This is a genomic window from Streptomyces sp. NPDC087787 (assembly GCF_044743035.1).
Classification (GTDB): domain Bacteria; phylum Actinomycetota; class Actinomycetes; order Streptomycetales; family Streptomycetaceae; genus Streptomyces.
This window is the reverse complement of sequence record NZ_JBIUVQ010000002.1, coordinates 73,524-91,507: the sequence shown is the minus strand read 5'-3', so window position 1 is coordinate 91,507 and position 17,984 is coordinate 73,524. Positions and strand designations below refer to the sequence as shown.

At 73.2% G+C, this 17,984-nt stretch carries 18 protein-coding genes and 1 pseudogene; 6 read left to right on the top strand and 13 right to left on the bottom strand.

The features are described 5' to 3' along the window. Nucleotides 1–183 precede the first annotated feature (183 nt). The 3 genes from ACIOWN_RS04485 (at nt 184) to ACIOWN_RS04475 (ending at nt 2,682) form a co-directional block, all read left to right on the top strand. The gene (locus ACIOWN_RS04485) at nt 184–429 is read left to right on the top strand and encodes a hypothetical protein (protein WP_100571383.1); all 246 of its coding nucleotides are present in this window, start codon (nt 184–186) and stop codon (nt 427–429) included. A gap of 3 nt (nt 430–432) precedes the next feature. Beyond that, a complete protein-coding gene (locus ACIOWN_RS04480; RefSeq protein WP_326805618.1) occupies nt 433–810 on the top strand; it encodes a toxin Doc in 378 nt (125 codons plus the stop codon). Between the two features lie 234 nt (nt 811–1,044). Continuing rightward, nucleotides 1,045–2,682 (top strand): RICIN domain-containing protein, encoded by a 1,638-nt coding sequence (locus tag ACIOWN_RS04475; protein ID WP_362348518.1) that lies wholly within the window; start codon nt 1,045–1,047, stop codon nt 2,680–2,682. A 186-nt stretch (nt 2,683–2,868) separates the two neighbouring features. Here the strand turns inward: ACIOWN_RS04475 and ACIOWN_RS04470 are convergent, their stop codons facing one another. The 3 genes from ACIOWN_RS04470 to ACIOWN_RS04460 all read right to left on the bottom strand — a co-directional run bounded on the left by ACIOWN_RS04470 (nt 2,869) and on the right by ACIOWN_RS04460 (nt 6,031). Further along, nucleotides 2,869–3,564: an alpha/beta fold hydrolase gene (locus ACIOWN_RS04470; protein ID WP_401980336.1), complete on the bottom strand. Its 696-nt coding sequence runs from the start codon at nt 3,562–3,564 to the stop codon at nt 2,869–2,871. A gap of 99 nt (nt 3,565–3,663) precedes the next feature. After that, complete coding sequence (locus ACIOWN_RS04465) at nt 3,664–5,268, bottom strand: cytosine permease (protein WP_362348522.1); 1,605 nt, start codon at nt 5,266–5,268, stop codon at nt 3,664–3,666. Nucleotides 5,269–5,464: 196 nt separating this feature from the next. Continuing rightward, a complete protein-coding gene (locus tag ACIOWN_RS04460) occupies nt 5,465–6,031 on the bottom strand; it encodes a hypothetical protein (RefSeq protein WP_362348524.1) in 567 nt (188 codons plus the stop codon). A 346-nt stretch (nt 6,032–6,377) separates the two neighbouring features. Here ACIOWN_RS04460 and ACIOWN_RS04455 point away from each other — a divergent pair, with 346 nt between their 5' ends. Next, nucleotides 6,378–6,515 (top strand): hypothetical protein, encoded by a 138-nt coding sequence (locus ACIOWN_RS04455; RefSeq protein WP_401980334.1) that lies wholly within the window; start codon nt 6,378–6,380, stop codon nt 6,513–6,515. 163 nt (nt 6,516–6,678) lie between these two features. On the opposite strand, the gene ACIOWN_RS04450 is transcribed toward ACIOWN_RS04455, so the two are convergent. From ACIOWN_RS04450 to ACIOWN_RS04435, 4 genes are all read right to left on the bottom strand, one after another. Beyond that, entirely contained in the window at nt 6,679–6,921 is a 243-nt protein-coding gene (locus ACIOWN_RS04450) for a CDGSH iron-sulfur domain-containing protein (protein WP_362348526.1), read from the bottom strand. Continuing rightward, a complete protein-coding gene (locus ACIOWN_RS04445) occupies nt 6,893–7,585 on the bottom strand; it encodes a HemK2/MTQ2 family protein methyltransferase (RefSeq protein ID WP_362348528.1) in 693 nt (230 codons plus the stop codon). The genes ACIOWN_RS04450 and ACIOWN_RS04445 overlap by 29 nt, the downstream gene beginning before the upstream one ends. Further along, entirely contained in the window at nt 7,586–8,599 is a 1,014-nt protein-coding gene (locus ACIOWN_RS04440) for an iron-containing redox enzyme family protein (RefSeq protein WP_401980332.1), read from the bottom strand. Nucleotides 8,600–8,674: 75 nt separating this feature from the next. Then, entirely contained in the window at nt 8,675–8,881 is a 207-nt protein-coding gene (locus tag ACIOWN_RS04435) for a hypothetical protein (protein WP_362348532.1), read from the bottom strand. 187 nt (nt 8,882–9,068) lie between these two features. Here ACIOWN_RS04435 and ACIOWN_RS04430 point away from each other — a divergent pair, with 187 nt between their 5' ends. Further along, nucleotides 9,069–9,596, top strand: coding sequence for an SRPBCC family protein (locus ACIOWN_RS04430; protein ID WP_362348533.1), 528 nt, complete (start codon nt 9,069–9,071; stop codon nt 9,594–9,596). Between the two features lie 38 nt (nt 9,597–9,634). Here ACIOWN_RS04430 and ACIOWN_RS04425 read toward each other — a convergent pair whose 3' ends face one another. The 5 genes from ACIOWN_RS04425 to ACIOWN_RS04405 form a co-directional block, all read right to left on the bottom strand. Next, nucleotides 9,635–12,451 (bottom strand): NHLP bacteriocin export ABC transporter permease/ATPase subunit, encoded by a 2,817-nt coding sequence (locus tag ACIOWN_RS04425; protein ID WP_401980329.1) that lies wholly within the window; start codon nt 12,449–12,451, stop codon nt 9,635–9,637. Between the two features lies 1 nt (nt 12,452). Continuing rightward, a complete protein-coding gene (locus tag ACIOWN_RS04420; RefSeq protein WP_401980326.1) occupies nt 12,453–14,675 on the bottom strand; it encodes an NHLP family bacteriocin export ABC transporter peptidase/permease/ATPase subunit in 2,223 nt (740 codons plus the stop codon). Continuing rightward, nucleotides 14,672–15,478, bottom strand: coding sequence for an HlyD family efflux transporter periplasmic adaptor subunit (locus tag ACIOWN_RS04415; protein ID WP_362348538.1), 807 nt, complete (start codon nt 15,476–15,478; stop codon nt 14,672–14,674). Before ACIOWN_RS04415 ends, ACIOWN_RS04420 begins: the two co-directional genes overlap by 4 nt. 75 nt (nt 15,479–15,553) lie before the next feature. Beyond that, complete coding sequence (locus ACIOWN_RS04410; RefSeq protein ID WP_100571394.1) at nt 15,554–15,769, bottom strand: type A2 lantipeptide; 216 nt, start codon at nt 15,767–15,769, stop codon at nt 15,554–15,556. A gap of 572 nt (nt 15,770–16,341) precedes the next feature. Further along, entirely contained in the window at nt 16,342–16,788 is a 447-nt protein-coding gene (locus ACIOWN_RS04405) for an anthrone oxygenase family protein (protein ID WP_401980324.1), read from the bottom strand. Between the two features lie 88 nt (nt 16,789–16,876). Between ACIOWN_RS04405 and ACIOWN_RS04400 the strand changes: the two genes are divergently transcribed. After that, the gene (locus ACIOWN_RS04400) at nt 16,877–17,455 is read left to right on the top strand and encodes a TetR/AcrR family transcriptional regulator (protein WP_362348542.1); all 579 of its coding nucleotides are present in this window, start codon (nt 16,877–16,879) and stop codon (nt 17,453–17,455) included. A gap of 147 nt (nt 17,456–17,602) precedes the next feature. Here the strand turns inward: ACIOWN_RS04400 and ACIOWN_RS04395 are convergent. Then, nucleotides 17,603–17,958: pseudogene (locus ACIOWN_RS04395) on the bottom strand (DUF4158 domain-containing protein); the annotation flags it as partial. Nucleotides 17,959–17,984 lie beyond the last annotated feature (26 nt).

Here is a 17,984-nt window from a genome sequence, read left to right as displayed (position 1 = left end):
TGTTCCGGCCACCCACCCCGGACGCGGGTGAGCGGGCCGGACCACCAGGAGGAACGCCGCCGCGCCCCCAGTGGCGCGGCGGCGCCGCCCCCCACGGCTGCGGACCCGCCCTCGGTACCACCTTCCCATCGCCGTGACCAGCGGGTATTTACGGGAAAGTACCCGCGCGGTACCGTGTGGGTCATGCCAGCTCTCAATGTGGAGTTCAGCGACCGCGAGCTCGAGGACCTGCGCCAGATCGCCAAGGAACGCGGCACGTCGATGAAGGCACTCGTACGCGAGGCCGCCGCCGCGGACATAGCCCGGCACCGGGCCCTCCAGGAGGGTGCCGAGGCCTTCCGGCGGTTCTTCACCGCACACGCGGACGAGTTCGCGACGGCCTTTCCCGAGGACGAGACGGCCACGAAGGGCGAGGGGCGGGCTGCCTGACCGATGACACCCGTCATCCACATCGACGTGCCCTGGCTGCTCCAGCGGCACGAGGAAGTCCTGCCGGACCAGCCCGCGGTGGACGACTTCTCGGCCCTGGTCGCCGCCGTCGCCCGCCACCGCGTCGACCCGCCGCGCCTCGGCGTCGACTCCGACCCCGCCTGGCGGGCCGCCGCCCTGCTGCACACCCTCGCCCTGCTCAAACCCCTGCCGTCGGCCAACGCCCGCTTCGCCTGCGCGACGGCCGTGGCCTACATGTACGTCAGCGGCGTCGGCATCGACCCGCCCTACGGCGCCCTCGTCGACCTCACCCGCGACCTGATGTCCGGCAAGACCGACGTCTACGGCGCCGCCGACCGCCTGCGCTCCTGGGAGATCTGACAGCCCTTGCCGCATGCCCCCGGTGACGTCCCGCTTCCTGAATTTCCGTCAACGATGCCCGTGTTGTCTGCATGTCTTGTTGCGCGTCAATGAGCTGTGCAAGGCTGAGCGGTCCGTGCGTGGGCAAGGGCCGGTTCTGAAGCGACAGTTGGGGAGTCGAGCCGATTCGTCCGCCGGCCGTGTGCCAGACCCGCGGGCCCGCTCCACACCGGTACGTACCGAAGGAAGTCTTTCGTGCCCACCCCCCACCCCTCCCGTCCCCCCAGCCCGCCGCCCGGCTGGGTCCCCGGGGAGCCCGACGAATCCATCGCCGCCCGGCTCACCGGCAGCACCGACGAAGAAGTCGCCCACTGCGTCGCCCTGCTGATCGCGCGCCACTGGCAGCCCGTCCACGACTATGCGGTGATCTGCCTCGCCTCGTCGGCGCCCCTCGCGGCCATGGTGACCTCGGCCGCCTTCCATCAGGTCTTCGACCGGCTGACCGTGGGCGAGCCCGGCGTCGCGCTGCGCCCCCGGCTGCTGCTGACCGTGCGGGACACGGTCCGGCTGTGGGCCGCCGAGGACCGTATATCCGCCGCGCTGCCCGAGCTGCACAAGCCCGCCGGCGGCCGGGGCATGCGGGCCGCCGCGTCCCTGGTCCCGGACAACCGCCGGCTCGCCCAGCGGTCCTTCGAGAACCTGGTCCCGGCCGCCCGGTGCCTGCTGTGGCACACCGAGGTCGAGGCCGAACCGCTCGATGTCCCGGCCGGGTTGCTGGGCATGGACGAGGAAACCGCCCTCCGCACGCTGGAAGAGGCCCGGGACAAGTTCCGCGAGGGCTGCCTGCGTGCCCACCGCGAACTCGCGACGGGCGACGACTGCCGGTATTACAACCGGCTGCTGGAGGCGCCGATCCGCCGCGGCGGCGGCCTGCTGCCGGACGTCAAGCGGCACATGGACGACTGCCGCTACTGCCGGGACGCCGCCGCGCAGCTCGGCCTGCTGGAGAACGCGCCGGGCGTGCTGCTCGCCGAGGCGGTGCTCGGCTGGGGCGCCCGCCGCTACGTCGACTCCCGTCCGGGCCGCGCCGGACAGACCCCGCGCACGAAGGGCTCCGGCCGGCACGGTGGACGACGGCCGGGCGGCGGCGGCCGCGGCTGGCCGCTGTCGCGGTTCGCCGCGCAGGGCCGCCGAGCCTCCGGCGGCCCGCGGTCGTCCCGGGCGCTGCGCACCGGCCTCGGCCTCGTCTCCGCCTCACTGCTCGCGACCGTGCTCGGCGTCAGCCTGTGGTCGCACGGTGACGGCACCGCCCCGGCCGCGTCCACCGGCGCGCGGGACACGGCGCACGGCACCGACTCCCGCACCCCGCCCGACGGTTCCGCGACGCCCCGCTTCACCGTGCCGTCCCCGTCGCCCGACGAGATCCGGCTGCGCAACACCGCGGCCGGACTGTGCCTGGCCGTCCGGGGCGAGCCGAAGGCCGGAGCCGCCACCGAACTGGCCGAGTGCTCCTCGGCCTGGAACCAGCGGTGGACGCTGGAGGACGACGGGCTGCTGAGCAGCGTCGCCGCCCCCGGCCTGTGCCTGGACTCGCACGCGGACGCGGGCGTGGTCGTCCTCGGCACCTGCGCCGAGGCCGGTGACGAGCGGGGCCCCGACGTGCGCTACGACATCAGCGCGCAGGGGGAGTTGCTGCCCCGCTGGGGCGAAGGACTCGCGCTCACCACCGCCGCGGCGCAGGCGGAGGCGGACATCGTCGTCAAGGTCGACGACGGCACCGCCGCGCAGCGCTGGTCGGCCGAGCCCGTATCGGTGACTCCGGGCCCGCTCTCGGTCGCCGGGACGAGCGCCCCGCCCACCCCCCGGCCCGCACCACCGGACGTCACGGCGTGATCCGAGGCGACCGCCGCCGGGCCCCGACGCGTCGGCCCAGCACGGAAGGCTTCCGGCGCCGCGCCTCTTGCCGGGCTGGAAGCCGCCCGTGAGCGGGGCCGGGAGCCTCGCTGAGTGGGTGCGTGCACCCGACCGTACCGGCCGGCCGGCAGCGCTCAGCAGCCCCCGGAGCGGACCGTCCGGTCGTCAGTTCCGGGCCGCGGCCTCGGCCAGGAGCGCGGCCAGTTCTCGGGGCCGGGAGAACATCGGCCAGTGGCCGGTGTCCATCTCCACCAGATTCCAGCGCTCGCTCCTGAGTGCCTCGGCCACGGCGGGCATCGGTTCTGGCCCGTCCAGCAGGCACTTGACGTACGTCGCCGGCAGCTCGCCGACCGGGTGCCGCAGCACGGCCGGCTCGGTGAGCGTGGCGCCGGGGTGCGGTGTGCCCACGGTGACGATGCGGTGGATCTGCCCGTCGGTCAGCTCCTGGCCGGTGTAGTCGTCCGGGGGCAGCGGCGGCCAGAAGCCGCCGTGCGCGTCGAGCGCACGGCGGACGTCGTCGCTGTCGAAACCCGACAGGAACGGCCGGCCGTCGACCGGCACGTCGGAGTCCACGAACACCACGCGCCGCAGCCGGCCGCCGATCCGCTCGGCCGCCTGGCCGACCGGGATGCCCGAGTAGCTGTGCCCGACCAGGACCACGTCGTGCAGGTCGCGGCGCTCCACGTGGCCGACGATGTCCTGGACGTGGGTCCGCTGCCCGGCCGGCAGGTCCTTCTTCTCGGCCAGACCGCTGAGGGTGAGGGCGTGGACGTCGTGCCCGGCCTCGCGCAGGCCGGGCAGCACCTCGTCCCACGCCCAGGCACCCAGCCACGCGCCCGCCACCAGTACGAAGTGAGTCATGCCCACCAACGTATCCCCGGGGTGTGACAACGCCCCGCGCACCTGGGGCCTGGCGCCGCAGGTCCGGGAGGGCGGCGGCGCGCCGCCCTCCCGGACCGGTCAGCCGGCCTTCGCGGGCACCGCCGCCGCGCCGCCGTCCCGCGCGCCCGGTCCGGTGACCGGCGGCACCGGGACGTCGACGGCACGCACCAGCCGCGGGCCCTCGGGACCGTAGACCGCCCGGGGCTCGGGGAACAGCCACAGCAGCGCGAGGAACAGCACCGCGGCCGACGCCAGCGACAGTGGCAGGCTGATGTCGACGCCGTTCGCCACGTCGCCCAGGGGGCCGACGAACTGCCCGGGGATGTTGGTGAACAGCACCCCGATCAGCGCCGACACCCACCAGGCGGTCAGTCCGCGCCAGTTCCAGCCGTGGGTGAACCAGTAACGTCCGCCACGCTGACGGCGGTTGAAGACCTGGAGCGCGTCCGGGTCGTACCAGCCGCGGCGGGTCCAGAAGCCGAGCATCATCACGACCATCCACGGCGTGGTGCAGGTGACGATCATGGTGGCGAACGTGGAGATCGACTGCACCAGGTTCAGCGCGAACCGGCCGATGAAGATGAACGCGAAGGCCAGCAGGCCCACCAGCACCGTCGCCCGCACCCGGGACAGCCACGGGACCACCGAGGCGAAGTCGAGGCCGGTGCCGTACAGGGAGGTCGTGCCGGTCGACATGCCGCCGATCAGCGCGAGCAGGCACACCGGCAGGAAGAACCAGCTCGGCGAGATGGCGAGCAGTCCGCCCACGAAGTCCGGAGCGTCGGCGTCTACGTACGAGGGGGCCTTGGTGGCGATGATGCTCGCCGTCGCCAGACCGAAGACGAACGGCAGCAGGGTGGCGATCTGGGCCAGGAACGCGGCGCCGACCACGCGGCGGCGCGGGGCGTCGGCCGGGATGTAGCGCGACCAGTCGCCGAGGAACGCGCCGAACGACACCGGGTTGGACAGCACGATCAGGGCCGCGCCGATGAACGACGGCCAGAACATGGACCGTGTGGCCGCGTCCGCCGAGGCCGTGAACACCCCGGCGTAGCCCGGGTCGAAGTCGCCGGCGAACGCGATGACGCCGAGCAGGAACAGCACGCTCGCGGAGGTCACCGCGATCTTGTTGACGAACAGCATGAAGCGGAAGCCGTAGACGCACACCACGAGGACCAGCGCGGCGAACACCGCGTACGCGACGGCGTACGACGCGGTGCCGCGCGGCAGCCCGAAGAGCCGGTGCGCGCCGCCGACCAGGGCGTCGCCGGAGCTCCACACCGAGATGGAGAAGAACGCGGTGGCGGTCAGCAACGACAGGAACGAGCCGACCACCCGGCCGTGGACACCCAGGTGCGCCGAGGAGGAGACGGCGTTGTTGGTGCCGTTGACGGGGCCGAACACCGCCATCGGACACAGGATCAGCGCGCCCGCGACGACCCCGAGGACGGTGGCCGCCAGGCCCTGCCAGAAGGAGAGGCCGAACAGGATCGGGAAGGCGCCCAGGACACAGGTGGAGAAGGTGTTCGCGCCGCCGAAGGCGATGCGGAACAGGTCCAGGGGCCGGGCGGAGCGGTCGGCGTCGGGGATGCGCTCGATGCCGTGGGTCTCGACCTCGGTGAGGGACGGCGCGGCGGGGGAGGGGGCAGGCGGCTGGGCCTGCGGTGACTGCTGCGGGGACATGGGGGCTCCATCGGAGGACGGCGGTGGAGCGCCTGGTGGCGCGGCGGGCGGACGGGTGCTCGCCGGCGCGGGGTGTGCGGCGGAAAGATCACCGTTCTCGGGGGTCCGCTGACGCTAAGACGCCGCACCCGGACCACACCAGAGGACGGTTCATCCATCTTTCCCGCCCCTACTGGACGAATCCTCCACCCTCCGCTCATCCCTCAGCGTCGTGAGTGTCCTCGTCGTGGGTGCCCTCGGGCCGGGCGTCGGGCCCCTGCGCCCGGACCCGCTGCACGTGTTCCAGCGACGCGCGCAGTTCGCCGAGCCACTCGTCGGTGTGCCGCTGCACCAGGCGCACGCACCAGGCGAGGGCGTCACTGCGGCTACGGGCGACGCCGCCCGCGATCAGGGTGTCGAGGACCTGGCGCTCGGGCTGGCGCAGCCGCGTCATGACGGGCGCGGCGACATGCGTGAACAGGGCGCGCCGCCCGTCGCACTCCACGCCCCAGGACACCTTCCGGCCGAAGCGGTGCTCGCCCTCGCGGGCCACCGCCATCCGGTCCTCGCGGGTGCGCTCCCGGAACTCCCGCACCCGGCCCTCGACGGCCGCCTCCCGCTCAGCGGCCCCGGCGTCCTCGGCGAGCCGGGGTGCGGGAATCCGGCCGATGACGGTGATCTCCTCGCGGTCCACCGCCACCTCGACCAGTTCCTCGAACAGATCGTCCGGCAGCCGGCCGGCGAACCAGCCGCGCACTTTCTCCAGCTGCTCTGTCGTAATCATGTAATGACCATTACGCGACACGACCATGAACACAAGGGGTCATGAACCAGTCCGCCGAGAGCGGAACGGGAGTGTTTCAGGACGATTGGCGGACATGGGGAAACAGGCCATTCGGCCGGATCCGATGATCGTCGGGCCCGTGGGCCAAGGGTTGTCGCGGCGGCGTTCCGTGACTTCACGCCACTGATTCAATACGCAAGGTTACTGAAATCCGTGGGTTCGAGATGTGTTTCCGTCGCGGACTCGGCAGACTCCCGCACACCGCCCCGGCAACGACCGAGCCCGGACCGGCACCCGACGACTTTCCACCGGCACCCGACGACTTTCCAGCGGAAGGAAGCGCACGATGCGGAACCCCGACGCCTTCCGGCACCCACCCGGCCGCGACGAGGGCGTGTGGCAGGGCAGGCGCGTCTCCTGCGAGCGCACCTGCTCCAACGAGTGCGTGAAGAGCGCTTCGACGACGAGCGTCTTCACGTTCTGAGAGCCGGAATCGCGCGTCCCGCACGCGCCTGGAGGTCCCGTGGCTGGGGAGCGCGGGGCCTGCGGCGGGGACGGGGCGATTCCGCACCAGGGGCCGGCGGGCGGAGTGGGGCCGCCCGCCGGCCCCTGGCACAGGCCGCGGTGCTCCCGAGGTGAGGCGCCCGCTACGCCCGGTCGCGGTGGCTGGTGTCGCACCAGGGGTAGCGGCGGCTGCGACGGCAGGTGCACAGGGCGACGCGGAAGCGGTCCGAGAAGACGGTGCTGCCGTCCTCCAGTTCCACCTCGACCGGCCCGTCGACCAGGATCGGACCGCGGCGCCGCATCGTGACCCGGCGGGGCGGGTCGGGCCGCGGACCATCCGCGGAGGTGCTGGGGTTGTCACCCTTGTCCGGGCGGGCGTTCGGCACGGATCACCACCAGCTCTTCCTTCTCGTCGGCCGCTTCCGCCGCGGACAGCAGACCGCGCTCCCGCAGCCAGCCGCGCCGCGAACGCAGTACGGGTCCGAATGCGATGCGGCGGCGGCGCACCACCGCCGCCTCGAGACCGGCCGCGCGCAGCCGGTGCAGGCTGAGGTCGGGATCGCTCAGCGCGGAGTGCACGACCAGCAGCACGCCCCCGGCCCGCAGCAGCGGGGGCGCGTCCCGGCAGATCCTGTCCAGGACGAGCCGTCCGTCGCGGCCCGCGTCCCAGGCCCGGCGCCTGCCGTGCGGCCCGCGCCGGGTGTCGGGGGCCGGGACGTACGGCGGGTTGGCCAGGACCACGTCGAACGACCGTCCGCGCACCGGACCGAAGAGGTTCCCGTGGTGGATGCGGACCGGAAGCCGGCTGAGCCGGGCGTTGAGCCGGGCCGTCCACACCGCGCGCCAGGACACGTCCACCGCCGTCACCCGGGCACCCCTCCGGGCGGCCACCAGCGCCAGCGCGCCGCTCCCGGTGCCCACGTCGAGGACCCGTGCGCCCGGCTTCCACGGTTCGTCGGACAGGGCCTCGGCCAGCAGCGCGGTGTCGTCCTGCGGGGCGTAGACACCCGGAAGCACCAGTGCGTTCACATCCGGCGGGTACCCCGGCATTCAGGAGATACCGGTAGTTTCCGCCGCAAGGGGTGTCCGCAGCGACGACCGGCCGGCCCGCCAGTCGGCGAGCAGCCGCCCGCCGAAACGGTCCTCCAGGTACCCGGTGGCGTCGATGCCGAAGGCCACGTCGGACGCCAGCTCCGGTTCCTCGGCCAGCAGCCCGCCGATGACGTCATGGCGTACGACCTGCTCGTGCACCGCGTCCGCCTCCACGTGCTCGTCGTAGAAGAACCGCGCGGCAGGCCCCGCGCCCGTCCGGCGCATGGCCTCGGCCAGCCGGCGGGAGCCGGGCGAGGAGGTGATCTCGACCGCGGCGAAATGCCCCACCAGGGCGCCCCGCAGCTCGCGGTGCAGGCCGAACAGGGACATCAGGTTCACCGTCGCCAGCGCTTCCGCCGTGGCCGCGTCCAGGTGTCGGCCGTACGTCGTGTCCAGGCCCAGGTCCGCCATCAGGTCGGCGAACAGCCGGGCGTGGACGCGCTCGGCGCGGCCGCCGCCCCACTCGTCGAACTCGACCGCCGCCATCGCCGCCTTGGCCCGGCCCCACAGGCGCGGCAGCACCCAGGCGTGCGGGTCGGCCTCCTTGAGGTGGTACAGGGAGCGCTGTGCCGCGTACTCGCGCAACTGCCACAGCGTGCCCTCGTCCCGCAGGTAGTGACTGACGCCGGTGCCCTCGACCGGCTCGACGAGCACATCCGCGAGTGCGTCGTCGAGGCTGTCGTGCACGGGCGTGTCGGCGCGCAGGGCGGTCAGGAAGCGGTGCTCCAGGGCCCAGCGGACCGCCAGCAGACCCGGGTCCCACTCGTACCGGGCGTCGACCTCCGCGAAACCGCGGTAGTGCAGCTCGTAGCAGAGGTACAGGGCGAGCTGGAGATCGTCGCCGTAGGCCGCCGCGCCGCCGGCGTCCTCGGCACGGGGCAGGGGACCGGTGCCCCGCAGGTACGCCGTCACGGCCGCGGAGACCGGCCCACGGGCGGGAGGCAGCTCGGGTCCTCGCCGATCGTCGGTCATGGGCCACGGGTACCCGCGACGCCCGGCGGGCCACCCCCGTCCTTCCCGGCCCAAGAGGCGCCGGGACCGGCCGGGTCAGTCGCCCTCGGACTCCTCCTCGGCCCGGGTGTTCGGGGTGATGGCGTCGCCCGCCTCGCCCCGGTGGCGCCGCCCGGCGGTCCCGGTGACGTCCCTCTCGGCGTTCTCGAACTCGCGCGGCGCCTCGCCTGCCGCCGTCTCCGGCCGGTCGGAGCGTCGCCCGTCGCCACCGGTGGTCCCGCGCTTTCCGGGCTTCTCGGCCATGGCCGCCTCCTGTCCTCGTTCGGTCCGCCTCGGGCGGAACCACGCGGCCGCCGGAGCGGCCGGTGGTGGATCTCTGCCCCACGCGTACCCGGCCCGGCGGTTCCATGCGTCCCGCACGGGCCCGGCCCGGTACATTCCGTCGACGCCCAACCCCTCCTCCGAGGCAGACCCCGAAGGACTGATCCCCATGCCCGCGGACCTCACCGGCACCTTTCTGCGGCTCGGCGACGGCCGCCCCGCCCTTCGCTTCACCCGCGTCCACGGCCATCCCGTGGACCGCGTCTGGCACTTCGTGACCGACCCCGGCGAACTCGCGCTGTGGTTCCCCTTCCGCGCCGAGATGGACCTGCGGCCCGGTGGCATCATCACCTTCCGCGGGGAGCCGGGGGCGGAGGAGTTCACCGGCACCGTGCTCGCCGTCGACCCGCCCCGGCACCTGTCCTTCGCGTGGGGCGGCGACGAGCTCCACTTCGACCTGGAAGAACTCGACGACCGGCACACCCGCCTCACCCTCACCGACGTCCTCGCCGCCGAGGACACCGCCGCCCGCAACGGCGCCGGCTGGGAGGTCTGCCTGGCCGCCCTGGACGCCAGGGCGCGCGGCGAGCGCTTCGAGGGACCGCACGCCGGAGTCCACGCCCCGTGGAAGGGCTTCTACGAGGCGTACGTCGCCGCCGGAGTCCCCTCCGGCGCCCCGATTCCGGGCCAGGACTGACACGGCCGGGGCCACGAGGGAAGCGCCCGGACCGGCCCTCACGCCAGCTGCCGCCGCACCAGTTCGTGCAGCCGCCCGCCCGTGTCCGCGAGCAGTTCGGCGGGCGGCCCCTGCTGGACGACCCTGCCGTCCTCCATCACCACGACCCGGTCCGCGTCCAGCACCGTCGACAGCCGGTGGGCGATGACGACGCGGGTGGCGTCGAGCTTGCGGGTGCTCTCGATCACCGTGCGCTGCGTGTCGTTGTCCAGCGCGCTGGTCGCCTCGTCGAAGAAGAGGATCCGCGGCCGGCGCACCAGGGCCTGGGCGATCATCAGCCGCTGCCGCTGCCCGCCGGAGACCGCGCCGGTGCCCGAGACGATCGTGTGCAGGCCCATCGGCATCCGCTCGATGTCCCGCGCGAGGCCCGCCAGTTCGGCCGCCGCCATCGCCTCCTCGGCCGTGCACGGCTCCGTGCCGCGGATGACGTCCAGGATCGAACCGGTGAACGGCTGCGCGTGCTGGAGCACGACCCCGCACTGCCGCCGCACGGCGGACTGGTCGAGCGCCGCCAGGTCCTGGCCGTCGTACAGCACGCTGCCGGACAGCGGCCGGTCGAACCCGATCAGCAGCCTCAGCAGCGTCGACTTGCCGCAGCCGCTGGGCCCGACGATCGCCACGAACTCGCCCGGCCGCACCTCGAAGGACACGTCGTCGAGCACCAGCGGCCCGTCGTCCGTGTAGCGGAACGACAGCCGCCGCGCCTCGATCGCCCCGGACAGCGGCCCCGGCCGGGTACTGGCCGTGCGCACCTCCGGCGAGGCGTCCAGCACGGGCCTGATCTCCTCCAGCAGCGGCAGCGCGGCCACCGCCGAGACGAAGGCGCCGGTCAGCTGGGTGACCGAGGTCAGCAGCATCGTCACCGAGGTGTTGAAGGCCAGGAAGGCCGCCGCCGACATCGAGCCGCGCGCCGGGCCCGCCAGCAGCATGAACATCAGCAGCGTGCACACCGGCAGGTACACCGCGCCCAGCACCGTGGTGAGGTTCTTGATCCGGCCCACCTTCTGCTGAAGCTCACGGCCGCGCGCGAACCGGGACGCCCAGGCGGCGTACGCGTAGTTCTCGGCCGCCGCCACCCGCAGCTTCGGCAGCCCGCGCAGAGTCTGGAAGGCCTGGTTGTTCAGCTTGTTGGTGAGCACGACCAGATGCCGCTGCCATCGCGCCTGCCACAGCCCGAGCCCGAGGAACACGGCGCCGATCACCACCAGCACGCCGAGCGCCGCCAGCGCCATGGAGGCGCTGTACCAGAACAGCAGCCCCAGGTTCATCGCGCCCACGGTCACCGACTGGACGACCACCGGGCCCACCCCGGCCAGCAGCCGGCGGATCGCGCCGACCCCCATGGCGGCGCTCGCCAGTTCACCGGTGGAGCGCTCGGTGAAGAACTTCGCCGGCAGCCGCAGCAGCCGGTCCCACACGGCCGACTGGAGGGTGGCCTCGATGCGGCCCTCCAGGCGCAGGACGGTCAGGTTCTGCAGGAGCATGAAGGCCGCCGCCACCACACTGCTGATGATCACGGCCAGGCACATCTGCGTGATGAGGCCCTGCTCGGCCCTGGGCACGTACTCGCCGAGCACCTTGCCGGTCGCGATGGGCACCAGCGCCCCGAGGACGACCGTCACCAGCCCCGCGGACAGCAGGTTCAGCAGATCGCCGCCGGTGCCGCGCAGGCTGAACCGCAGCAGCCCGAACGGGCCGAGCGGACGGTCGGGCAGCGGCCGGTAGAACATCACCGCGCGCGGCTCGAACTCCTCCGCGTTCGCCTTCTCGACCGGGTTCTCCCGCCCGGTGGCCGGGTGCACGGCGACGTATCCGCCGCGCCGCCACAGCAGCGCGACCGGCGCCCCGGACAGCGCCCGGTGGCCCACCAGCGGACCGATGTCCTCCCGCCACCAGCGGCCCTGAAGGCGTACGGTCCTGGTGCGCACCCGGGAGGCCAGGGCGACCCGCTCCACCGGGTCGAGCCGGTCGCTCTCGGTGCCGGCCCGGGGCGGTGAGGCCAGGGTGATCCCGGCGGCCCGGGCGACCAGCTCGCAGGCCGCGTACCCGGCGTCGGCGTCGGCGGCCGTGGGCCGTCCCGCCGAGGACCGGCCGATGGACGCCAGCAGCGTCCGGTCGGCCTGGGCGCGCACCGTCTCACCGGCCTTGATGCCGGCCGCCGTCCGGGTCTCGTGGGTGCGCTCCAGTTCTTCGATCCAGCGGTCCAGGGCGGTCAGCAGCCGGTACTGCTGATCGACCATGCTCTGCCACAGGGCCGGGTCCATCAGCAGATCGGCCGCCGCCTGAGCGCCGTACATGGACCCGTACTGCACGCTGCCCGGCGGGATTTGCATCCAGAACACGTCGTCGTCCGTGGGCGCCGCCGCCCGCTCCTCGGCCATCGGTGCCTGGAAGAGCACGGACAGGCCGCGGCCGACGCCGAGCGCGAGGGCGTACTCCAGCGGGCTCGTCTGCGGCGGCACGTACTGGGGGTTGCCGTACTCGTCGTACGACCAGGTCCGGGTGCTCGCCGGCTGGTACAGCTCGCGCAGCCCGATACGGCGTACCACGCAGTCCCGCAGCGGGCGCGCGACCAGGGTGTGCCGCGGGCCCGCGACGGGACCGAGCAGCAGCGAGCCCGCCCCCAGCCGGCCCAGGTGGTGCCAGTGCCCCTGCTGCGCCGCGTCGACCGCGAACAGGTCCACCGCGCCGGCCGCGACCAGCCACAGCTCCTGGGGGCCCGCCAGGTCGAGCCGGCTGAAGCCCGAGCAGTCGATCGGCGTGCCCAGGGAGCCGAGCGCCCCGAGTACCAGGTCCGGCTCGCCGGCTGTCGTCATCTCACCGCTCCCTGACCAGCGCCGCGTACGCGCCGCCGCGCGCCATCAGTTCCCCGTGCCGTCCACGCTCGACGACCGTGCCGTGCTGGAGCACGACGATCTCGTCGCTGTCGCGCACGGTGGACAGCCGGTGCGCGATCACCACGCAGGCGCAGCCGCGCCGCCGCAGGTTGTCCATCACGGTCTGCTCGGTCTCGGCGTCCAGGGCGCTGGTCACCTCGTCGAGCACGAGGATGCTGGGCCGGCGCACCAACGCGCGGGCGATCTCCAGGCGTTGGCGCTGCCCGCCGGAGAAGTTGCGGCCGTCCTGCTCGACCCTGCTGTGGATGCCGCCGGGGCGGCGCGTCACGACCTCGTACAGGGCCGCGTCGCGCAGCGCCTCCACCACGGAGTCGTCCGGGATCGACGGGTCCCACAGGGCCACGTTGTCGCGGACCGTGCCCTCGAAGAGGAACACGTCCTGGTCGACGAACGACACGGAGGCCGCCAGCGCCCCGCGCGGGATGTCCTCAAGGCGCTGCCCGTCGATGCGGATCACCCCGTCCCAGGGCGTGTAGAGGCCCGAGATCAGACGGGAGACGGTCGACTTGCCGCTGCCGGAGCCGCCGACGAGCGCCACCTGCCGGCCGGGTCCGACGGTCAGGTCGAAGCCGGTCAGCAGCGGTTTGTCCAGCGGGCTGTAGCCGAAGGTGATGTTCTCCAGCTCCACGTGCCCGCGCAGCCGGCGGGTGGAGTCCCCGCCGCGGGGGCGGGTGTACAGGGGGTCGGCCTGGAAGTTCTCGACGTCCTTGAGCCGGGCCACGTCCGCCGCGAAGTCCTGGATGCGGCCCGCGACTCCGTTGAGCCGGGTCAGCGGCGCGGTGAACCGGGTCACCAGTGCCTGGAACGCGACCAGCAGCCCGACCGAGATGTGCCCCTCGACGGCCCGCATTCCGCCGATCCACAGGATCAGCGCGCTGTTGAGGGTCGCGAGCGCCGGTGCGACCACGCCGAGCCAGGCGGTCGGCACCCCGAGCCGCTGCTGCTCCTCCAGGGTGGCGGCGTGCTGCCCGGCCCACGTGCGGAAGTAGCCGTCCTCGCCGCCGGTCGCCTTCATCGTCTCGATCAACTGGAGCCCGGTGTAAGCGGTGTTGGTCAGCCGGGCGTTGTCCGCGCGCAGCTTGGCCGTGCGGGTGGCGCGCAGCCGTACGACCACCCGCATCGCCACGACGTTCAGCAGGGCCACGCCGATGCCGACGAACGTCAGCTGCGGGTCGTAGGTGTAGAGCAGCAGCGCGTACAGCACCACGACCACCGCGTCGACGCCGGCCGCCGCCAGATCACGGGCGAGGGTCTCGGCCACCTGGTCGTTGGAGGCCAGCCGCTGCACCAGGTCGGCCGGGGCGCGCTGGGCGAAGAAGGTGACCGGCAGCCGCAGCAGGTGCCGCAGGAAGCGGGCACCGGCGAGCGTGGACGAGATGAGGCGCCCGTGCAGCAGGTTGGCCTGCTGCAACCAGGTCAGTACGACGGTGAGCAGCACGCACGCGCCCATCGACGTGAACAGCACGCCGAGCAGCGAGGTCCGGCCGCCGATCAGGTAGGTGTCGATGTAGGTCCGGCTGAGCGCGGGCACCGCCGCGCCGACCGCGACCAGCAGCAGACTGGCCAGCACCGCCGCCGGCATCGTGCCCGCGGTGCCGCGCATCCGGGCCGGCAGGGTGCCCAGGACTCCGGGCCTGCGGCCGCCCTTCTCGAAGTCCTCGCCGGGCTCCATGACCAGCACGACACCGGTGTAGCTGGTGTCGAAGTCCTCCATGGGCACGAACCGGCGGCCCTTGCCGGGGTCGTTGACGTACACTCCGCGCCGGCCGAGGCGGCGGCCCATGCCGTCGTAGACGACGTAGTGGTTGAACTCCCAGAACAGGACGGCCGGCGCCTTCACCCCGGCGAGGGCGGCGGTGTCCATCTGCATGCCCTTGGCCGTCAGTCCGTAACCGCGGGCCGCCTTCAGCAGGTTGCTCGCCCGTGAGCCGTCCCGGGAGACGCCGCAGGCGATCCGCAGTTCCTCCAGCGGGACATGGCGGCCGTAGTGACCGAGCACCATGGCGAGCGAGGCGGCGCCGCACTCCACGGCCTCCATCTGGAGCACCGTGGGCGTGCGGACGGTCCTGCCCCGCGTCCTGGGGGCAGGCCGCGCGGGCCGGGCGGCGCGCCGGCGGCCGCGGTTCTCCTGGGTGGTGGTCACGGCAGCAGCCAATCGAGGGGACGCTGGTCGGCCAGCCGGATCGAGGCGGTGGCCGCGGTCATGGAGTCGAGCCGGTACGGCGGGCCCCCGGCGGAGGACCAGGCGAGGCCGCTCCGCGTCGTGGACGAGGTGTCGAGGCGTACGAGTACGGCGACGGGCCGGCCCTTCCGGGTGAACTGCTCGCCGAGCCGGCTGTCGCCGAGGAAGGCGGCGATCCGCTGCGCCGACTGGGCCGACCGGTCCACCGCCTTCACATGGCCGCGCAGCACGCCGTAACGCTGGGCGGGCACCGAGGACACGGTCAGGTCGACCGGGGCGCCGACGGGGACGGCGGCGGCGTTCTCGGCGGGCACGTACACGGTCGCGTACAGCGGGTCGGAGGCGTGGGCGACCTTCTCCACGGCGGCGACGTCCGCGCCGGTGGACAGGATCTGGCCGATGGTGGCGGCGAGCGCGGTGATCCGGCCGGCGGCCACCGTGCGCACGGTCTGCTCGCCCTGGCCGGTACGCACCTTGAGCACGGGCGAGTTCGCGGGCAGCCGCTCGCCCTCCTCGGCGAGGACCGCGGTGACCTGTCCGGCGACGGGGCTCTGCAGGACGTAACTGCCCTGCGCGTGCGTGAGGATGGCGGGCGCGCCGACGGTGGAGGCGACCGATCCCGTCACGGCCCACAACGACGCGGCCGCCATGGCGAGGAGGGTGACGGACAGGACGAGCCATCCCTGGGGGCGGGCGAGCCGCACGGGGAGGTCGAGTTCTTCCGGCGACTGGAGCTTGGCGAGGGCCTGTTGTCGGAACTGCACGTTACGGCTTTCTGCGGCGACCGCGAGTCCCGGAACCGGCGTGCGGCCCCGGGACTCGGCGGCGACGAGGTGCGATCAGAGACCGGCGACCAGGTTGGCCACCGGGGCGGTGCTCAGACCGGTTGCGCCCTCGACGGTGCCGACGGCCGTGTTCACCACGCCGGAGACCGGGACAACGCTGTCCACCAGGCCGGTGGCGGTGCCCAGAGCGTTCACGGACAGGCCGCCGGAGACGTTGTCGAGGTCGGCGTCGGAGATCTCGGCGGTCTCAACCTGGGGGGTCGGGTTCATGATTGGAACGTCCCTTCATATGGATGTCTCACAAGGGGGGAGCGGCCCTCTCTGGGGAAAGACGGCCGCGAACGCGGGTGCCGGGTCGCGCTTCCCGAGCGCCCGGCCGGGGTCCCGCGCTGCGATGGATGTAAGCACGGTGCCGCCCGCCGATTCCACTCAACCAAGCCCCTTACCAGGGCACTTGACGACGCGACCGGAGAACCGTGCAGGCCCGGCAACGGTATGGCGGCGACTTCTTCACACACCGCACCGCATCGGCGCACCGCCTCCCTTGCCGCCGCGCCGGTGGACCGGGAACCGGGCGCCGAAGGCCGCGCCGGGGGCGCGCGGTTGTGCAGATCCTCCGAACACGGTGACCCCGCTGGGCATTCGATGTGCAGATTCACTGAAGCCCGGATTCCGCTTCCTGTCCGCCACCGAACGTCGCCGCGCGGTGGCGGAGCGTGCCGTGCCGGCTGGGGATGGCGCCGCGGTGCGGCGCCCGTCGCGCTCGCGGGCGAGGCCGGCGATGGACTGGCCGTCCAGGTGCGTGGTGCGCACGGCGCCTGCGCGGTCTCGGTCCGCGGGGCTCAGGCGAGGGCGGCGGCCAGCAGGGTGAAGGCGGCGACGATGACGGCGACGCGGACGTAGTGGAAGAGGTTCCAGCGGTTCATCTGCTCCTTCCAGTCCTCGGGCAGGTTGTCGGGGGTCCACGTCCTGCCCCGGTTGTTGATCGGGACGAGCAGCAGGAGCGACATGATCACGCTCAGGATCAGCAGCGCGGCGGCGATGACGACGAGGCCGGTGCCGTGGTGATGCCGTCCGGCGACGGCCCAGGCCGCGACGAGGGCGAGCGAGCCGATGTACCAGAACGGCATCACGGCGCCGAGCATCCGGGCCCCGTGGGCGCGGCCGCGCACGGCGCTGTCGCCGGGGAGTGCGTTGAGGATCGGGTTGATGACGAAGGCGACGGAGAACTCCACCCCCACCATCAGGCCGACGACCACGATGGTGAGGACCTCGAGTGCGTTGAGCATGCTGCCCCCTGGGATCTAGTATTGCTAGATGATGAGGCAACGCTAGTGCTACTGCCGATCGATTGTCTAGCGGTGCTAAGATCGGGTCATGTCGGTACAGGAGCGCAAGCAGCGCGAACGGGCTGGCCGCGAGCGGCTCATCGTGGCGACGGCCCGTGAACTCGCCGAGCAGCAGGGCTGGGACGCGGTCACCACCCGCCGGCTCGCCGAGCGCATCGAATACAGCCAGCCCGTCCTCTACAGCCATTTCCGCGGCAAGCGCGAGATCATCGGCGCCGTCGCCCTCCAGGGTGCCGCCGAGATGGCCGCGGCGCTGCGGGCCGTGGCCTCCGCCGCGGACGGCCCGCGCGCCCGGGTCACGGCCCTCGCCCGCGCCTACCTCGACTTCGCCGAGCGCAACCCGGCGGTCTACGACGCCATGTTCCAGCTCGACGGCGGCCTGGCGTTCGCGAAGGAGGACACCCCGGAGCCGCTGAAGGACGCCTTCGCCGCCCTGCTGGAAAACCTCGGCGAGGTCGCCGGGGACGGCGTCCACCCGGCGCTGTTCACCGAGGTGTTCTGGGCGGCCCTGCACGGGCTGGCGACCCTGACCCGGGCGGGACGGCTGCCACCGGGGGACGCCGAGCGGAGGGTGGAACTGCTGGTGGACCGGCTCGCCGTGATCTGACACACCGTCCGGGCGGCCGCCCGGCACGGATGCCCGGCTTCTTCCCAGGGTCACCCACCTCGCGTACCGGATCACGCCGCCCTGGGCCGCCCCTGGAGTCATGACGGTGATCCCGGGTTCCCGCTCAGCGCCTGCCGGTCGTCCCGGTCGCTCCGGCGACCGCGCGAAGGCCGTGCCTGGCGTACGCGTCGTCGGCCGGCGCAGCCGCTCCGGCTCCGAGTACCGGCCGCCCTCGGGTGTCCCCGGCGTGGCCACCGAATTCACCGGGACACCCGGCAGCAACACCCGGTTCCGCCGCGGCTGGCCCACCGCCTGATCGAACAGCGCGACCGGCCCCTCCACGTGCGTCCACGCCCGGCCGTCCGGGATCGCACGGAACTTTCGACCCCACTCCGGATCGTCGTACGGGTGTAGCCGTAGGCGTCCCGGATCTCCCACGCGTGCTCGTACGCCTCGGCCTGATCAGCAGTCAAGGACTCCCAGGCAGGAGGCGGACGGTAGCCGGGCTCGCCCGTGACCGACGATCTTT